This window comes from uncultured Roseobacter sp. (assembly GCF_947492555.1).
Classification (GTDB): domain Bacteria; phylum Pseudomonadota; class Alphaproteobacteria; order Rhodobacterales; family Rhodobacteraceae; genus Roseobacter.
On the sequence record NZ_CANLNE010000004.1, the window covers coordinates 109,910 to 125,759 of the forward strand.

The following is a 15,850-nucleotide window of genomic DNA, read 5'->3' on the forward strand; positions in this document are numbered from 1 at the left end:
TCTGTCAGGCGGGTTTCGACAAAAGAGTTGTTTGCTCGGTGAGGCGCCGTTGACATGGCTCAATGCGCGGGATCAGGTGAGATGCCAGACTTGGGTGGTATCGTGAGAAAAGTCATGGCCGCACAAAACAAGACAGAACTGCTCGACATCACCCGGAAAGAGTATGCCAAGCTACAGAGGCTTGTCACGCAGATCGAAGAGCCCTTTGCCCGGCGGAAAGACGACGAGGATACATCCGTCAGGGATGTGATCGCGCATCGTGCGCATTGGATTGATCTGTTCCTTGGGTGGTATCATGACGGGCTTGCCGGCAAGCCGGTCTTCTTTCCTGCGGAAGGATACAAATGGAATGAATTGAAGCGATACAACGCCGAATTGCGACGTAAGCAAGCGCATATGAGTTGGGATGACGCGTGCAGACTTTTGCAGGAAAGATACGAAGCGTTGACGCGGTTCCTGGAAGAACACTCCGAGACCGAGCTCTACGGGAGTCCTATGAAAGGAGCGAACAACAACTGGACAACCGGTCGCTGGGCGGAAGCGGCGGGGCCGAGCCACTTTCGGTCAGCCGCCAAGTACATTCGGGCACGCCTCAGAGCGGCGGGATAAGATCGCGGACAGTTCAGGCTCATCCGCCAATCGCCATCCATGTTTGTTGTGTCAGCCGTGTCCAGATGTCTGGCGCTTGGTTTCGGTGCCGTTCTTCCGGGCAGCCCTGTCACCCATTGGGCGTAGCCAGCCGCGGTAATGCGCCAGCAGGCCGATCATCGGCAGGCTGAGGCGCACATCAAAGCAAAAGCGACCCTTGTGGTCCTGAAATTCGGATGTCTCTGATCTTGGTGCGAGGAGGCTGGGTAGGGGCACTTTGCCCAAGGTCCAGGATGCAACAGGCATCTTGATCCTGTCAGGGCTTGCCTGAACCGGGAGGACAAAGGAGAAAGGCCAGAATGTTTCCGTCAGGTAACCATCTTTTTGACGCGCCAGACGCGAGGTCAGTTTCTGGCCATCGAAGCTTCTGGTCCAGTGCTCAATGGGGGACCTGCGCCGCGACATCTTTCGATCAACGCTGACGGAAACGGGTATGTTTCGCCCGGCCTTTGGGAAGCCGAACACCCACGCGACAAACCTCGGCAAGAACCAGTGTCCCGCATCAATATCCGTCTCTCCGGACCAGACGGGGGACGATGTTTGCCCGTGAAAATGCTGCAAGGCGCGTGGCAACTGCTGAAACCGCTCAGTCCCAAGATGTGCTTCAAACAATCCGTGGTCGCGCGACATTACCTCCGTCTTCGTTTCTATCGCGTAGGAACTTGCCTCTGCGAGGATGTCGGACAGTGTGACGGCGTTATGTGCGAGGCGCGCCCCGGCCTCGACCTCGCCTGCCAACAGTTTTTCGAGCGCGGCAGCAGCAGGCAGGATGGGGACATTGGGCCCGTGGTCGTTTTTGGCAACGAGAGTCCAATGGGCTTGTGTAAATCCGCCCTGTGCATCCAGACCGCAGACTGACACCTGCATGCCGCCCCGATCCGAGGTGGGAAGGCGGGTCACTTGCCTTGCCTTCAGCAGCGCTGGAACCAGGATGCCCAAGTCTGGCAGCAGGTGCCTTTTGCGCAAGGCCGCGAGGGTTTCAATACCGCGTTGCTCAATGATGGATTCCAGCCCTGCCGAGAAGGAAACGCGGGACTGAACCTCGTGGCGCGAGCCCAGATATTCTGCGTCATATGTCTCTACAGCTGCCACGCGCCGGGGACCTAGACCGGGGATGTCCACGAGGCGCGGCTCGGACCATCCGGACGTGTGCGATAGCTGGCCGTTGCGCCAGATCGGGATGTCTTTGCCCGCGTAGCTCAGGATCGCCTCAATGACGGAACGACCGACCTCGCTTTTCCCGCCGGGGGTAATGCAGATGTCGATCGTGTCCACGCGTTGCCATTCCCGGGTCAAGTGATCAACCACGCAGGCGGAAAGGGTCGGGGTCGAGCTTGCGCCGGTCAGGGCTGCGACACCCTTTGCGCGGGCAAGTTCGCCCAGCATATCGGTAAAGCCTGCAAGATAGCTGCGCGCGTCGGCTAAATCGATCAGATGCGCGCCAGCGGAGACAACACTGCGGGCGGTCTCAAAGTCCGCATGTTGGAAGGGGCCTGAACAATCAATGACGGCGAAAGGTCTGATTTCGTCCAGACGAGTCGTTAGATTTTCGTGACAGTCGAGTACCACGCCCTGCACCGGAGTGGCCCCACTTCCGGCACGCAAAACCTCGGCAAATCGGCCCGCCTTGGCGCTGGATCTGGAGGTGACGAAAAGCTCAATACCTCTAAAAGCCATCAGGTGGCGGGCCAGACGTCTGCCAAAGACTCCGGTGCCACCGATAATAAGAATGCGTGCCCGTTTCATAGACTGAACCTGTGCTGGTTTGCCGCGGTCGGAACCATACAGGCGTCTTTCTTTCCAAAAAGACGGTAACGGTAGCGGGCCAGTAGTTCGTAGCCGACATCGCGTAGCCGCCTTGGCAGAAAACGCGTCAGGAGGACCAATCGCGCGGGGCCCTTCAAGTGCCGGGCAAGCGCAAGGATGGCATCAGATTTTTCAAGGGCCGCGCCGTTTTCGATGAACAGGAATGTGGCCGGATCATCATGATCAATGCCATGCGCGGTCGCCAGATCGCGTCCTTCCTGCGACTGGATGGCGACAAATCGAATGCTGTCGGTTTTTTCGTGCTTCAGCGTGTACTGCACGCCGCCGTCACAAAGCACACAAAGGCTGTCAAAAACCCAGATCGCTTGAGTGGGCATCAGTCTGATCCTCCCGCATCCTGAAAGACTGCATCCTGACCGATCAACAACCCAAAGAGACGATTGGTGAGACGCAGCGAAAACCTGAAACTGCCTCCGCCCAGATCGTGGTGTCCGATGGTCAGGGCGCCGGGGCTTATCCAGCCGGGCATGCGTATGCGCAGACCGAGAAGCGACAGGAAGTAGTGGTCGCTTTTGAAGAGGAGCGCCGCCTCCTGAGCCTCGACTTTCAGGGCCATGCCGATGCCGTAGCCGATGTACTCTTCCAATCCGGTCGGTCCCGTAAATCTCTTCGAGCTGTGGACCATTTGCGGAAACCCGGATTGCCGACCATACTGCCGTATCCAGAATTGCCCGTTTCCCGCAATATCTTCGGTCACAACCACGATGGCAGGCTGACCGACGCAGGACATGTCATAGGGCAGGGGGCCGCCGACCAGACGTGCCGCCTGCGATAGCAGCCACCCGGCCCAGTTCATCTGCATGTCTGTCACGACCCCCTGGTATGCGACGCTCGCGCCGCCTCTGACTCTTTTGCCGAAACGCTGCCGGATGGCCGGTGGCATTCGGTGCCACATCTCTTGCCCCAGCAGTTTGCTAAAGCGGGTGTCTTTCCGGGGAAGGTGCGGGTCAAATCGAGAGTTCATCTGCATGTCGAGTACCTTTTAATTTGATCTGAATTTTCTGTATGAACAGAAATGTATTGGCAAATTTTTTTGTTAGTCGAGTTTCTTCCCCGTCAGTGTCAGTACGGAGAGCACCTTGTTTCCCATCTTGAGAAGTAAGTTCAGTTTCGCTTTCGGGACACCCAGCATCTGCGCATACCAACTGTCCGCTGTTCTCAAAAATTCCTGCATGTCTTTCATCCGCTTGAGGATGATAGGATCGAGATTATCCTCGCTTTCAGCGGTGGTTACGCAGTCGGAAATCACCCGCATGGCTGGGTCAATCTCGCGCGCTTTCCGGCCTTGGGCCACGCAACGGGCAATCTCCCAAACGTCGGTTTCTGCCTCAAAGTGCTCGCGCCTGTCGCCGGGCACCGGCACGCGGCGGATCAGCTTCCAACTGACGAGTTCCTTGAGAGAGTTGGACACATTCGATCGTGCAATACCGAGTTCTTCGGAAATCTGTTCGGCATTCAAAGGCGAAACACTCAGAAAGAGCAGCGCCTGTATTTGCGCGACAGAGCGGTTGACGCCCCATTGGCCACCCATGTCACCCCAATACAGGATGAATTGTGATATAGCGTCTGTTCTGTTCGTTTTGTTAGTTATTTCTGTCATGACTGAAATTGTAGATGTTTTCTGCGTTTTTGTCAATCTTCGATGACTGCGCGTCTAAAGGCATTCTTGGGGAGATCGTGGGGCATGGTCAGGACGTCGGTGGACCCAATATTTGGTTATGGAGCTGATGGTTCGGAGAAGAATCGTTGAGAGTTTCGTCGCCGCATGGCTGTTAACGATGTGTTGGGAGGGTCGATTGTTCTCCGGATGGGCCGAATGCCATTACAGCAGACTGATTGTTGCTGATTTCTGACGCGATTCCAAATCGTCACTAGGGTTTGAAGTGCTTTAACCAACCGAATACAATATGTATTTTTGAAATCAGGCTGTTCTCTTGGTTTTTCATTTGAGCGGATTTGTGCAAAAATCTTTGCATTTAAGAACACGCATTATGGCCCAGCGTTAACGGGTTTTCAGAGTCCCGGAAGTACTAATGACGCTGTGGAAGCGCCTTTCATGCGGGCGTCTGGTGACAAAAGATGGTGGTGTACATGAAGCTTCTTTGGGGTCAATTGATTGCTTTAATTCTCGTTCTTGTTGGGTGCGGCGAAACCGTTCCACATGACAAATCCCCCAGAATTCTCGCAATGGGGGATTCGATGATGGCATGGCACGCCGGGCGTGATCAGGGAATCGCGGATGGTGTCGAGCAGATACTGAACGAACCCGTCATTGATCGTTCCGTTGTCGGCGCGCGGGTCCTGTATCACCTGCCGGTGACAGGTGCGATGGGGCTGAACATTTCCAAGCAGTACGCGCGGGGCAATTGGGATTGGATTATTGTCAATGGTGGCGGAAATGATCTCTGGCTAGGCTGCGGGTGCAGCCGGTGCGACGGCAAGATGCAACGTATGATTGGCCCGAACGGGAAAAAGGGTGAGATCGCGCGCATGGTCCAAATGATGCGGCAGTCGGGTGCCCAGGTCATCTACGTCGGTTACCTGCGTAGTCCAGGAGTCGGCTCGATCATCGAACACTGCCGGGACGAGGGCAATGAACTCGAGCGCCGTATTTCCCGTATGGCCAAGGCGGATTCGGGCGTACATTTCGTGTCTTTGCAGGATCTTGTGCCGCATGGTGACAGGTCTTTCCATTCGGGCGATCGTATTCATCCGTCCAAAAAGGCCAGTAAGGCGATTGCCGAACGCATTGCCCGAATAATCGACCGCTAGCTGAAGGCGACGGTTAAATTGGTCCGTCCCATCTGCGCCAATGTCAGTCCCACTTCCTCGGTAACCAATTCGGAGAAGCGGGCGAGCCCTCCTTCACCACCGGCGGCAATCGCAAATTGCATTGCGCGCCCGAAAAACGCAAAGCTGGCCCCCATCATGTAGGCTTTGACCACATCTTCACCGGATCTGAGTCCGGTGTCATAGAAAAGCGGAAATTCCGGGCCGACGGCCTCGCGGATCGCCCGCAAAGACAGGATCGGAGGCGGGGCGGCATCCAATTGGCGGCCACCATGGCTGGACACTTGTATTGCATCCACCCCTTCGGCTTTCAACCGTGTCGCATCATCCACATGAGTCACGCCCTTGGCCACCAGGTTGCCGTCCCATTGATCCCGTAGACGTTTTAGGAAGTCCCAATCCGCGGCCGCCCGACTTTCCGTGCGATCAAACTCGAAACCGGGTTCGGTAAAATTCGCCAAGGCAGGGGCGCCTGCAGCCAAGGTTCTCAAAGACCAGTGTGGATGGAGGGCGAAATCGATGAACTGCATCGGTCCGATCCGGAACGGCATTTTAAACCCGCGTCGTAATTCACGTGGACGGCGACCAACCTCCGGCACGTCCAGGGTCATGACCAGCGTTCGGTAACCCGCGGCCTTGGCTCGCTCGACCAGCCGCGCCGTTCCGCTGCCATCGCCACTGAAGTAGAGCTGAAACCACGCGTGGCCCTCCGCTGCCGCAATCAGCTTCTCCATCGAAGTGGACGCGACGGTGGACACGCCCAGGGGCACTTGATGTCGCGCTGCCATCCGCGCCAGCATCAGATCAGCACCCGGCGCGGACAGATTGCACATGCCCATCGGGCTGATGCCGAAGGGAACCAGTCCGGCGTGATCAAAAACCGGCACCGAAAGATCGCGATCCTTTACGTTAACCAGAACGCGCGGCTGCAATTCGATGTCGCGCAGAGCGGCGAGGTTGCGGGCTTCTGCAACGCCGTTCCCTGCCGCCCCGTCGATATAATCAAACACCATCCACGGAAGACGCCTGCGCGCAAGGCGGCGAGCATCTGCATAATCGTGGATGGCGTTTGCCCCTCCCAAGGGATCAGGCCTGCACCGATTTCATAAAGCGGTCGCGGATCACGACCGGGTCCATGGTGATGACGGGCAGTTTGATATTCCCACTGTCGCATTTGCACACGATGATGGTCATTTTCTTGCTTTCGATGGCCTTTTGAAGCACCTCGCCAGTGTCCTTGTCCTGACACTCGATAACGTTTTCGCAGCCACAGGCCTTGGCGACTGCGGCAAGCGATGTCTTTTTGCCTGCGTAGGTCGGCTGGTCGCCGGTAGAGCCATAAGATCCGTTGTCGACGATCAGCAGAATGAAGTTGTCGGCCACGTTGTTGGCAATGGTCGGCAATGTGCCAAAGTTGGTGAGAACAGACCCGTCCCCATCGATGGAGATGACGGTCTTGTCCTGCGCAAGAGCTACGCCGAGGCCGATGGAAGAAGACAAACCCATCGTGCCCAACATGTAAAAGTTGGACGGCTGATCGTCGATCATATGCAGCTCTTGGCTGGGCAGACCGATGTTACAGACCACGAGATGATCCCGCAGGATCGGAGCGATTTCGCGTAAAACTTCGGAACGGATCATTGGTCGCCGTAGCCTCCCCAGAAGGACGCATCCGTGAGGATCGCCACAGGTTTGTTGCACATGAAGGTATACTTCAGGATCGTGTCGAGCTCATCCGCATCGCTTTCCGTGTGAAAGTGATAGGTCGGAATGTTGAGCTGGTTGAGCAGAGCCTTGGTGTGCACAGCCATTTCCACCTGACAGGCCACCGGCTCACGCAGTTCACCGCGGTAGGAGATCAGCATCGGCAGCGGCATCCGGTAGTATTGCGTCAGCGTTACCAACGTGTTGATCGTCACGCCGATGGCGGTGTTCTGCATGATGATTGCAGGCCGCTTGCCGCCCATAAATGCACCCGCGCAGAGGCCCATGCCCTCGTCTTCCTTATTGGAGGGGATGTGGTAGATCTCCTCGCGCGCCTCGACTTCGTCGATGACGCCGGCAAGCTGTTTGCACGGGACTGTGGTGACGAACTCGATGCCGTTGGCAACGAAGTCATCCACGATTTTAGTACTGATGGACACCTACGTACTCCTTGTGGTGAAACGCTGTATATACAGCGCATTATGGGGGGATTCTAACGTATTACATAAACAGAACAGGGCGCATGACGCACGACGCGCGAGGCTGTTGAACCCAGAAAGAAATCACTCAGTCCGGGCTTGTGCGATCCGACGATGATGCAGTCTGCTCCGATCTTCTTGGCATAGCTTGTAAGGGATTGGCCGGGGTTGCCGTGCAGGAGTACCGGCTCGACATCCGGTGTGTTAGCCACCCGGTTCGCCAGCTTCTCTTTGGCTCCATCGACTGCGCGCTTCATCACATCCTCGGAGACATAGGCATTCACAGTGCTGTTCGGCATTTCATGGACGTGAACGGCTAGAATCTCCCCGTCATCTCCTTTTAGATGACGCGCCATGGCGAGCGCTTCTTCACTGATGCCGTGATCCAAAGCCAGCGAAACGATAATTTTCTTGTGCATGTCGTGTCCTCATGTGCGACGGCCAATGGCCGATTGATCGGGCCTCAAGTGTCGGACGCGTGATGTTCCGGGGTCAATATGATTTTCGGTGCGGCCACAGTTCCGGCGCGAATGTCCCGAAACGCGTTTTGACCTTGCGAAAGGGGGCGCTCTTCCAGCCAGTCCAATGGGCCCAACCGTCCGTCGAAAATCCCGGTAGCAGTGTCGACAAAGTCCTTGGCGGTATAGGTGTAGGTGCCGATGAAGGTAATCTCCTGCAGGGTCATCCTTCTGATATCGAGGCCCCCCGTTGCCTCGCCCAGACCTACGTGAGCAATCACACCACCGGCGCGGGCAATGCGGCTCGCCGTCTCGCGGGTTGCGGCAAATCCGACACCGTCGATCACGAAATCCACCGATCCTTCCGGAGGCATTGCCGGTTCATCCGGGGCGCAGACCTCGAAGCCTGCAACATCGGCCAGCCGGGCTCGGCGTACCTCATTGGGCTCGACTACGGTAATGTCACGCGCACCCTGCGCCGACAGCGAAAGCGCCGCACCGACGCCGATGGCGCCGCCCCCGATCACAGCGCAGCGCAAACCGGACAGATCGCCGCCCAGAACCGCCCGACCCAGTCGGACGCCGTGCCAGCCGCAAGCGATCGGTTCCGCCAGCGCTGCATGCGCAAGCGGGACGTGATCTGGCACGGTCACCAGGTTTTGCAATGGCATGGTGACATATTCGGCAAACGCACCTTGTCGTGGCGGCATGGAGATTATTTCGCGCTGCGCGCAAAGGTTTTCACGTTCAGCCTCGCAGTCCTGACAGCTTTGGCACGCGACCAAAGGGTTGATAGTAACGCGACGGCCATCGTCGGGCCCGCCAACCACAATACCGGCTGCCTCGTGGCCCAGCGTAAGCGGAGGGGGGCGACGAGGATCATGGCCGAGGAATGCATGCATGTCTGACCCGCATATGCCGGAGGCCATGATGCGTACCAGCGCCTCGCCCTCGCGGGCTTGGGGCATGGGGCGGTCGATGTAAGAGAGTTCTTCGACGTCCGTGTACACAAGCGCTTTCATTTCGCGGTGAAACCTCCGTCTACGAATAGGGTTTGTCCGGTCACATAGGCCGATGCCTCCGAGCAAAAGAACATCAGTGGCCCGTCGAGATCGGCGGGTTCGCCATTGCGCCCGATACACGTCTGATCAGCATTGCGTTGCGCCAGTTCAGGGTCCGCAAAAACCGGTCCCGTCAACTCTGTCCGGAAAAAGCCCGGCGCCAAAGCGTTGGCTGTAATGCCATGGGTGGACCATGCCTCAGCCATGGCGCGGGTCATCTGTTCCACGCCGCCCTTAGATGCGCCATAGCTGATACCGCCCGGAAAAGCCCGGCGCGACTGCAACGAGGCAAAATTGATGATCCGGCCCCAACCGCTTTGTTTCATGGCAGGCACCAGTTTTTGGGCCAGAAAGAATGGCGCAGCCAGATTGATGTTCAACGTGGCGTCCCAGCCTTCGTCCGTAACCTCATCCGCTGTCTGACGCGTGTTGATCCCCGCCGCGTTAATCAGAATATTAATCGGCCCAAATGGTTTTTCCACTGCTGCGGCGATCCCACGGAGCGCGCGGCGATCAGAAAGGTCAGCACTTACCGTGGCTGTCTCCCCGGATGTTTCCTGCGTCCATGCTGCAAGCTGATCCGGTCGTCTGGCCACCCCGACGACCCGGCAGCCCGCACGTGCCAGCAGGCTGGCTGCCTGACGCCCGAGGCCGCTGCTGGCCCCGGTCACGCAGGCTACTTTTCCGGAAACATCGAAGAGCGTGCTCATCAGGATCAATCAGTTGCGGACAGGTCGAAGTTTTCTTCTGGGAAGTATTTGTGCAGTCGTGCGTCTGCCGTGCGTGCATGCCCCTCCATACCTTCGAGGCGGGAAATGCGTGCTGTTGCTTCCGCCACCGGTCTGGACCCTTCACGCGTTGCGCGCTGCCATGTGACGATCTTCATGTACTTGTGGACCGAAAGACCGCCTGTGTATTTTGCAGATTGCGACGTCGGCAGCACGTGGTTCGTGCCTGACGCCTTATCGCCGAACGCCACGGTGGTTTCCTCGCCCAGAAAGAGCGAGCCATAGCACTGCAGGCGATCAAGCCACCAAGGCAGATCTTTGGCCTGCACGGTCAGGTGTTCCGGGGCGTAGTCATCTGAACAAGCCGCCATTTCCTCGCGGTCGGCGCAGACAATCACCTCGGCGTAGTCGCGCCATGCGGCTTCTGCATTGGCGCGGTTCAATTCCGGCAGATCGGCAATCAGTCCGGGCACGATCTCCATGACTTTTTCTGCAAGAGCGCGGTTATCGGTGACCAGCCAGACCGGCGAGTTGTACCCATGCTCTGCCTGACCGACGAGGTCTGTGGCGACAATGAACGGATCGGCGTCCTTGTCCGCGAGGATGAGGCTGTCGGTGGGCCCGGCGATCATATCAATGCCCACGCGTCCAAAGAGAATGCGCTTGGCCTCTGCCACAAACTGGTTGCCCGGTCCCACGAGGATGTCCGATTTGGGCAGACCGAACAAACCGAAGGTCATCGCGGCCACACCCTGCACCCCGCCCATCGACAGGATATTGTCGGCTCCACAGAGGTTGGCGGCATAGATAATGGCTGGGTTGATCCCAACACCCGGACGTGGCGGCGAACAGGCAGTGATGTGCTGGCAGCCGGCAACTTTCGCCGTTGTCACTGTCATGATGGCGCTGGCGATGTGGCTATACCGACCGCCGGGTACATAGCATCCCGCGGCACGGCAGGGGATGGCCTTCTGTCCCGCAATCAAGCCTGGCACAACTTCCAGTTCGACATCCTGCATGGTTGATTTCTGCGTCTCGGCGAAACGGCGCACGTTGTCATGTGCAAAGGCGATATCGTCCTTCAGTTTTTGCGACACCAGAACCGACGCGGCAGCGATCTCTTCATCATTCAGAATGATGCTGCCCTGATAATTGTCGAATTTCTCAGCATACTTCAGTGCTGCTGCATCGCCGCCCGCCTCGATATCGTTGAGGATGTTCTGAACCGTTTCGCGCACATCGCCCGCATCCGTCATTGCGGTTTTTGCAGCTTTCTTGAGGTACTCACGAGCCATTTAAGGGATTCCTGTCTGATGATCCGGATCTGATTTCTGGGTGGAGAAGCATGCGTAAGTTCGACAACCGCCGCGCCGTTCCGACAGCAATTGCGCATGACGAAGTGTACATGACAACCTCCCAGACGGAGTCTGAACGGTGATCGAACAGCTCCTGTTGGAATGTTTATGTAAGCGCTTACATTGATTCTTGCAAGTCTTTCCTCTTAAGGTCTTGAAAAGGTCGGGCGGTGTCTGCACCAGAAACTGCAAGCCTTTGACTGCAAAGGACGATACGATCCACGGATGGCCCGAAATTCTGCCCCTACTCTTGAAGATGTTGCCCGGATGGCTGGTGTGTCGACCGCCAGTATCTCGCGGGCGTTGAACGACCCCGATAAAGTTGCCAAGCAAACGCGCGACAAGATTGAGAAAGCGATCGAGGTATTGGGCTACACGCCTAACTTCGGCGGTCGAGCGCTGGCGTCGAACCGGACCAATACGGTGGGCGCAATCATCCCCAGCATGGCGAATGCAATGTTCGCCAGCGGTGTGCAGGCGTTTCAGGAGGTGCTTTCCGAAGCGGGGGTCAACCTGCTGCTGGCCAGCACCGGGTATGATCCGGAGCAGGAGCTCCGCCAGATTAAGGCGTTGATTGCCCATGGCGCGGACGGGTTGTTGCTGATCGGGGACGAACGTCCGCAGGCGACACGCGATTTTCTGGCCAAGCGGCACGTACAGCACGTAATTTCGTGGTGTTTCAGGCCGCAGTCCGATCAGACTTATGTCGGATTTGACAATCGCCAGGCGGCTTATGACGCGACACGCCGTGTTTTGGCCATGGGCCATCGTCGGTTCGCAATGATCAGCGGGGTGCGGGAGGGGAATGACAGGGCGCGCGACCGGCACATCGGGATCGAAGCTGCCATCACCGATTTCGGGCAAGGCGCCGCACTGCTACACGTAGAAGAAACAAAGTATCGGCTGGAATTCGGCGGCGAGGCCTTTTCGCAGATTCTGGAACGACCCGATACGCCGACGGTCATCATGTGCGGAAATGACGTGCTGGCGGCAGGGGCCCTGATGCGCGCGCGCCAGATGGGGATTGACGTGCCTGGCCGCGTCTCCCTTGTGGGGTTCGATGACATCGGGCTGGCGTCTGTGTCCAATCCGCCCTTGGCGACCGTACGTGTGCCGCAGATTGAAATGGGACGCGCCGCGGCCAAAATGCTGCTTGCAAAACTGAGCGGGGAGCCGATTGAGGCGCCTGCGCCACTGTCCACCGAGTTCATTCATCGCGCGTCGCTGGCGGCACCGCCGCACTGACCTGTCTCTGCGAGCAGCTGTGCCACCCGCGTCCGGACCTCCGCTGCCGCGTTTTCCTTGACCGGGCCATAGCCACGTATGTCCGTGGGGGCGGCGACTAGATTGCGAACGGTTGCGTGATGACCCGCCTGCCACAACCTCGGTATCTGTGTCAGGATTTCGTCGAACCAGTCGATCAATGCACGTTCCAGCCTGCGGTCGGGATGAAATCCAAATGGATCCGCCCAACTGCCGCGCAACCACTTGAGACGGGCCAGAACACCAAAAACGGGGCCAAGCCAAGGCCCGAATTTACGTTTTATCGGCCTGCCGCGGCCGTCCTTTTTGCGCGACAACAAAGGCGGGGCCAAATGATAGCGTAGCCGAAAATCCCCTTCGAAATCTTCTCGCAATCGCGCTTGAAAGCCGGGATCCCGGTGCAGGCGGGCCACTTCATATTCATCCTTGTACGCCATCAATCTGAAAAGTGATTTCGCCGCTGAAATCTGAATATCTTCCGGCAGCTGCGCAAGGTGCTCCATTTTGTCCTCAAAACGCCGAGCGCAAGCGGCATTCTGATAGGCCTTCAGAAACGTTATGCGCCGCGCCATCACATCTTCGAAGGTTTCGTCTGCTGCCCGCATGGGTGCCTGCAGTGTGTCCGGTGTTTCCGCCATCACTCGCCCGAGGGCAAAGGCCCGCTTGTTCTGTTCAGGTGCCACGCCATTGAGTTCTATCGCCCGCATCAGCGCTTCGAATCCAACTGGTACCAGCCCGCGCTGCCAGGCAAATCCCAACATAATAACATTTGCATAGACGGCATCGCCCATCACATCATCGGCGAGCTGACCTGCGTCTACGGCATCCAGCGCGTCTTGTCCCACAACCGCTGCGATCGCGGCCTTACGTTTGTCGATCCGCAGATCTGCATCGCGGTTTAGAACCAGATCACCGGTCGGCATTTCGGCTTGGTTCAATACGACCTTCGTACCCTTTCGATAGTGCGCGGAGGCTTTGGGCGAAGAGCAGACGACCGCGTCACACCCGATGATGGCATCTGCGGCTGCGGCGTCGATCCGCACCTGATGCAGGTGGTCAGGGCCAGCCCCGATCCGTATGTGTCCCAACACGGTACCGAATTTCTGCGCAAATCCGGTGAAGTCGAGTACGCTGGAGCCTTTACCCTCCAGATGCGCGGCCATGGAAATGAGCGCGCCGACGGTGATGACGCCTGTGCCGCCGACGCCGGTAACCAAAAGATCGTACGGCTTGTCCAATTCTGGTAGAGGGGGCAAGGGGAGCGCCGCACTCAGCGCTGTGACATCCACCTCTTGCCGGGGTGTACGGCGGCGCGTAGCTCCTTCCAGTGTCACAAAGCTTGGGCAAAATCCGTTCAGACAGGAGAAGTCCTTGTTGCAACTTGATTGATTGATCCGCCGCTTGGTGCCAAATTCAGTTTTCAGCGGCTCCACGCTCAGGCAATTGCTCTCTACGGAACAGTCACCACAGCCTTCACAGACAAGATCATTGATCACTACAACCTGCTCAGGCTCTGGCATCTGACCACGCTTGCGTTTGCGACGTTTCTCGGTGGCGCACATCTGTTCATAAATCAGAATTGAAACGCCTGAGACCTCGCGCAGCTCTCGTTGCAGCTTGTCCATTTCGCCGCGGTCATGGAAAGTTGTCCCGGTTGGAAAGTCCGGCGCTTTAAATTTGCCGACATCATCAGAAACAAGTGCAATGCGCGTGACGCCCTCTGCGCGGCAGGTCTGTGCGATCCCTGTCACGGACACCGGGCCATCCACCGGTTGCCCCCCGGTCATTGCCACTGCATCGTTGTAGAGGATTTTATAGGTGATATTCGTGCCCGCCGCGACCGCCTGACGGATGGCCAGGGAGCCCGAATGATACCACGTGCCTTCGCCGAGGTTCTGAAAGATGTGCTTGCCTCCATTGAAGAGCGAGCTGGCGATCCACGGAACCCCTTCGCCCCCCATTTGTGCGTAACCAACTGTCTCCCGATCCATCCACGAGGCCATGACATGGCATCCGATGCCGCTGGCGGCTTTCGATCCCTCGGGCACTTTGGTGGAGCTGTTGTGCGGGCAGCCAGAGCAAAAGTAAGGGGTGCGCGTTGCGCCCTCGACCCGTATCACCGGCGGCTCAACCTGTGTCAGTATGCGTGCTTTTTCCACGAACCTCTCATCCGGGAAAAACCGGTTCAGCCTGTCCGCGATGATGGGGATCAGCACCCTGGGGCTCAACTCTCCGGTCCAGGGCACCAGCGGGCTCATCTCTTCGTCGTACTTGCCCACCATCCGCTCCGGTTTTCGACCGGGCCAGTCGTAAAAATGCTCCTTGAACTGCGACTCAATGATGCCGCGCTTTTCCTCGATCACGAGCACTTCACGCTTGCCGGTCACGAAATCCAGCGCTGCGTGATGGGCGAGGGGCCAGACCATCCCTACCTTGTAAATGTCAATGCCAAGCGCGCGACACTGGGCCTCATCCAGCCCCAGAAGGCGCAGCGCCTCCATCAGGTCCAGATGCGCCTTGCCCGTGGTTACAAATCCAAACGTGGCTTTCTCGATGCCGTAAATCGCGTGATCAATGGGGTTTGCTTCGGCAAAGGCCTGCACGGCGTCAAGCTTGTGGCGGATGCGCGTCTCGATTTCGGGGCTGGGCAAATCTGCGACCCGCACGTGCAGCCCACCGGGCGGGGCTGTGTAGTCGGGCTGGCTGAAAATCCGGTCCGGCGTGATGTCGATTGACTGCCCGCTCTCCACGGTTTCGGAGATTGCCTTGAAACCGACCCAGGTCCCTGAAAATCTAGAGAGCGCAAAACCGTATTCACCGAAGGCCTGATATTCCGCGACACTTGCCGGGTTCAGGGTGGGCATGAACCACGACATGAAAGCGACGTCTGATTGATGCGGCATGGATGAGCTGACACAGCCATGGTCGTCGCCCGCAACGACCAGCACGCCACCTTTCGCGGCAGATCCATAGGCATTGCCGTGTTTTAACGCGTCGCCGGATCGGTCCACCCCCGGGCCTTTCCCGTACCACATCGAAAATAAGCCCTCGACGTCACACTGCGGATCGAGGCTGGCTTGCTGCGCACCCAGAATTGCGGTCGCGCCGAGATCTTCATTCACTGCTGGCATGAACCGTATCGCTGCATCGCTGAGCAGGTCGGCTGACCGCCACATCTCCTGATCCACGCCACCCAGTGGTGAGCCGCGATAGCCCGAGACAAATCCCGCCGTGTCGAATCCGGCTTGCCGGTCGCGGCGAGCCTGATCCAGCATGATCCGCACCAGCGCCTGTGTCCCGGTCATGAACACGCGCCCTGTTGTTTTGGAATAGCGATCTTCCAAGGCGTAGGTGCTGATTTTTTGCGGTTGATGAGTCACGTCGGCTCCCCGAATTCTATGCGTGCATGTGATCTTACGGAAAGGGCGCGAAAAGACTTGCCAGAAATTCACGATTGAACGGATGTGTGATAAAAAATTCCCAACTTTGGTCGCCTTGTGAAATAATTTCTTAAAACAGCACTTTTGCTTCGCGGCA

General features: G+C 57.7%; 15 protein-coding genes. 3 read left to right on the plus strand and 12 right to left on the minus strand.

What is annotated here, in order from left to right; all coding sequences use genetic code 11:
• The first annotated feature begins 114 nt into the window (after positions 1-114).
• Entirely contained in the window at positions 115-609 is a 495-nt protein-coding gene (locus Q1A07_RS19290; protein WP_299783660.1) for a ClbS/DfsB family four-helix bundle protein, read from the plus strand.
• Positions 610-660: 51 nt separating this feature from the next.
• Here Q1A07_RS19290 and Q1A07_RS19295 read toward each other — a convergent pair whose 3' ends face one another.
• From Q1A07_RS19295 to Q1A07_RS19310, 4 genes are all read right to left on the minus strand, one after another.
• Positions 661-2,394 (minus strand): SDR family oxidoreductase, encoded by a 1,734-nt coding sequence (locus tag Q1A07_RS19295; RefSeq protein WP_299783661.1) that lies wholly within the window; start codon positions 2,392-2,394, stop codon positions 661-663.
• On the minus strand, positions 2,391-2,792 hold the full coding sequence (locus tag Q1A07_RS19300) for a thiol-disulfide oxidoreductase DCC family protein (RefSeq protein ID WP_299783662.1): 402 nt from the start codon (positions 2,790-2,792) through the stop codon (positions 2,391-2,393). The genes Q1A07_RS19295 and Q1A07_RS19300 overlap by 4 nt, the downstream gene beginning before the upstream one ends.
• Positions 2,792-3,445: a DUF4166 domain-containing protein gene (locus Q1A07_RS19305; protein WP_366944116.1), complete on the minus strand. Its 654-nt coding sequence runs from the start codon at positions 3,443-3,445 to the stop codon at positions 2,792-2,794. The genes Q1A07_RS19300 and Q1A07_RS19305 overlap by 1 nt, the downstream gene beginning before the upstream one ends.
• A gap of 66 nt (positions 3,446-3,511) precedes the next feature.
• Complete coding sequence (locus Q1A07_RS19310; protein ID WP_299783663.1) at positions 3,512-4,075, minus strand: MarR family transcriptional regulator; 564 nt, start codon at positions 4,073-4,075, stop codon at positions 3,512-3,514.
• A 491-nt stretch (positions 4,076-4,566) separates the two neighbouring features.
• Here Q1A07_RS19310 and Q1A07_RS19315 point away from each other — a divergent pair, with 491 nt between their 5' ends.
• Entirely contained in the window at positions 4,567-5,247 is a 681-nt protein-coding gene (locus tag Q1A07_RS19315) for an SGNH/GDSL hydrolase family protein (RefSeq protein WP_299783664.1), read from the plus strand.
• Here the strand turns inward: Q1A07_RS19315 and Q1A07_RS19320 are convergent.
• The 7 genes from Q1A07_RS19320 to hisD are packed head-to-tail and all read right to left on the minus strand — an operon-like array spanning position 5,244 to position 10,990.
• Positions 5,244-6,347 (minus strand): alpha-hydroxy acid oxidase, encoded by a 1,104-nt coding sequence (locus Q1A07_RS19320; protein ID WP_299783665.1) that lies wholly within the window; start codon positions 6,345-6,347, stop codon positions 5,244-5,246. The two genes, Q1A07_RS19315 and Q1A07_RS19320, sit on opposite strands and share 4 nt — an antisense overlap.
• Before the next feature lie 4 nt (positions 6,348-6,351).
• A complete protein-coding gene (gene comE, locus Q1A07_RS19325) occupies positions 6,352-6,906 on the minus strand; it encodes a sulfopyruvate decarboxylase subunit beta (RefSeq protein WP_299783666.1) in 555 nt (184 codons plus the stop codon).
• Positions 6,903-7,409, minus strand: a complete 507-nt coding sequence (comD, locus tag Q1A07_RS19330) for a sulfopyruvate decarboxylase subunit alpha (protein ID WP_299783667.1) — start codon at positions 7,407-7,409, stop codon at positions 6,903-6,905. Before comD ends, comE begins: the two co-directional genes overlap by 4 nt.
• 53 nt (positions 7,410-7,462) lie before the next feature.
• Positions 7,463-7,867 (minus strand): universal stress protein, encoded by a 405-nt coding sequence (locus Q1A07_RS19335; protein WP_299783668.1) that lies wholly within the window; start codon positions 7,865-7,867, stop codon positions 7,463-7,465.
• A gap of 44 nt (positions 7,868-7,911) precedes the next feature.
• Complete coding sequence (locus tag Q1A07_RS19340; protein ID WP_299783669.1) at positions 7,912-8,928, minus strand: alcohol dehydrogenase catalytic domain-containing protein; 1,017 nt, start codon at positions 8,926-8,928, stop codon at positions 7,912-7,914.
• Entirely contained in the window at positions 8,925-9,677 is a 753-nt protein-coding gene (locus tag Q1A07_RS19345) for an SDR family oxidoreductase (RefSeq protein ID WP_299783670.1), read from the minus strand. Before Q1A07_RS19345 ends, Q1A07_RS19340 begins: the two co-directional genes overlap by 4 nt.
• A 5-nt stretch (positions 9,678-9,682) precedes the next feature.
• Positions 9,683-10,990, minus strand: coding sequence for a histidinol dehydrogenase (hisD, locus tag Q1A07_RS19350; protein WP_299783671.1), 1,308 nt, complete (start codon positions 10,988-10,990; stop codon positions 9,683-9,685).
• 285 nt (positions 10,991-11,275) lie between these two features.
• Between hisD and Q1A07_RS19355 the strand changes: the two genes are divergently transcribed.
• Positions 11,276-12,295 carry a LacI family DNA-binding transcriptional regulator gene (locus Q1A07_RS19355; RefSeq protein ID WP_299783672.1) on the plus strand — a complete coding sequence of 340 codons (1,020 nt, stop codon included), beginning with the start codon at positions 11,276-11,278 and terminating at the stop codon, positions 12,293-12,295.
• Here Q1A07_RS19355 and Q1A07_RS19360 read toward each other — a convergent pair.
• The gene (locus tag Q1A07_RS19360) at positions 12,262-15,693 is read right to left on the minus strand and encodes an indolepyruvate ferredoxin oxidoreductase family protein (RefSeq protein ID WP_299783673.1); all 3,432 of its coding nucleotides are present in this window, start codon (positions 15,691-15,693) and stop codon (positions 12,262-12,264) included. The two genes, Q1A07_RS19355 and Q1A07_RS19360, sit on opposite strands and share 34 nt — an antisense overlap.
• Between the last annotated feature and the right edge of the window lie 157 nt (positions 15,694-15,850).

Excerpts from the sequence above, each read along its gene's own strand:
- Q1A07_RS19290 (WP_299783660.1), top strand. The coding sequence starts at position 115 with ATGGCCGCACAAAACAAGACAGAACTGCTCGACATCACCCGGAAAGAG.
- Q1A07_RS19295 (WP_299783661.1), bottom strand. The coding sequence starts at position 2,394 with ATGAAACGGGCACGCATTCTTATTATCGGTGGCACCGGAGTCTTTGGC.
- Q1A07_RS19300 (WP_299783662.1), bottom strand. The coding sequence starts at position 2,792 with ATGCCCACTCAAGCGATCTGGGTTTTTGACAGCCTTTGTGTGCTTTGT.
- Q1A07_RS19305 (WP_366944116.1), bottom strand. The coding sequence starts at position 3,445 with ATGCAGATGAACTCTCGATTTGACCCGCACCTTCCCCGGAAAGACACC.
- Q1A07_RS19310 (WP_299783663.1), bottom strand. The coding sequence starts at position 4,075 with ATGACAGAAATAACTAACAAAACGAACAGAACAGACGCTATATCACAA.
- Q1A07_RS19315 (WP_299783664.1), top strand. The coding sequence starts at position 4,567 with ATGAAGCTTCTTTGGGGTCAATTGATTGCTTTAATTCTCGTTCTTGTT.
- comE (WP_299783666.1), bottom strand. The coding sequence starts at position 6,906 with ATGATCCGTTCCGAAGTTTTACGCGAAATCGCTCCGATCCTGCGGGAT.
- Q1A07_RS19335 (WP_299783668.1), bottom strand. The coding sequence starts at position 7,867 with ATGCACAAGAAAATTATCGTTTCGCTGGCTTTGGATCACGGCATCAGT.
- Q1A07_RS19340 (WP_299783669.1), bottom strand. The coding sequence starts at position 8,928 with ATGAAAGCGCTTGTGTACACGGACGTCGAAGAACTCTCTTACATCGAC.
- Q1A07_RS19345 (WP_299783670.1), bottom strand. The coding sequence starts at position 9,677 with ATGAGCACGCTCTTCGATGTTTCCGGAAAAGTAGCCTGCGTGACCGGG.
- hisD (WP_299783671.1), bottom strand. The coding sequence starts at position 10,990 with ATGGCTCGTGAGTACCTCAAGAAAGCTGCAAAAACCGCAATGACGGAT.
- Q1A07_RS19355 (WP_299783672.1), top strand. The coding sequence starts at position 11,276 with ATGGCCCGAAATTCTGCCCCTACTCTTGAAGATGTTGCCCGGATGGCT.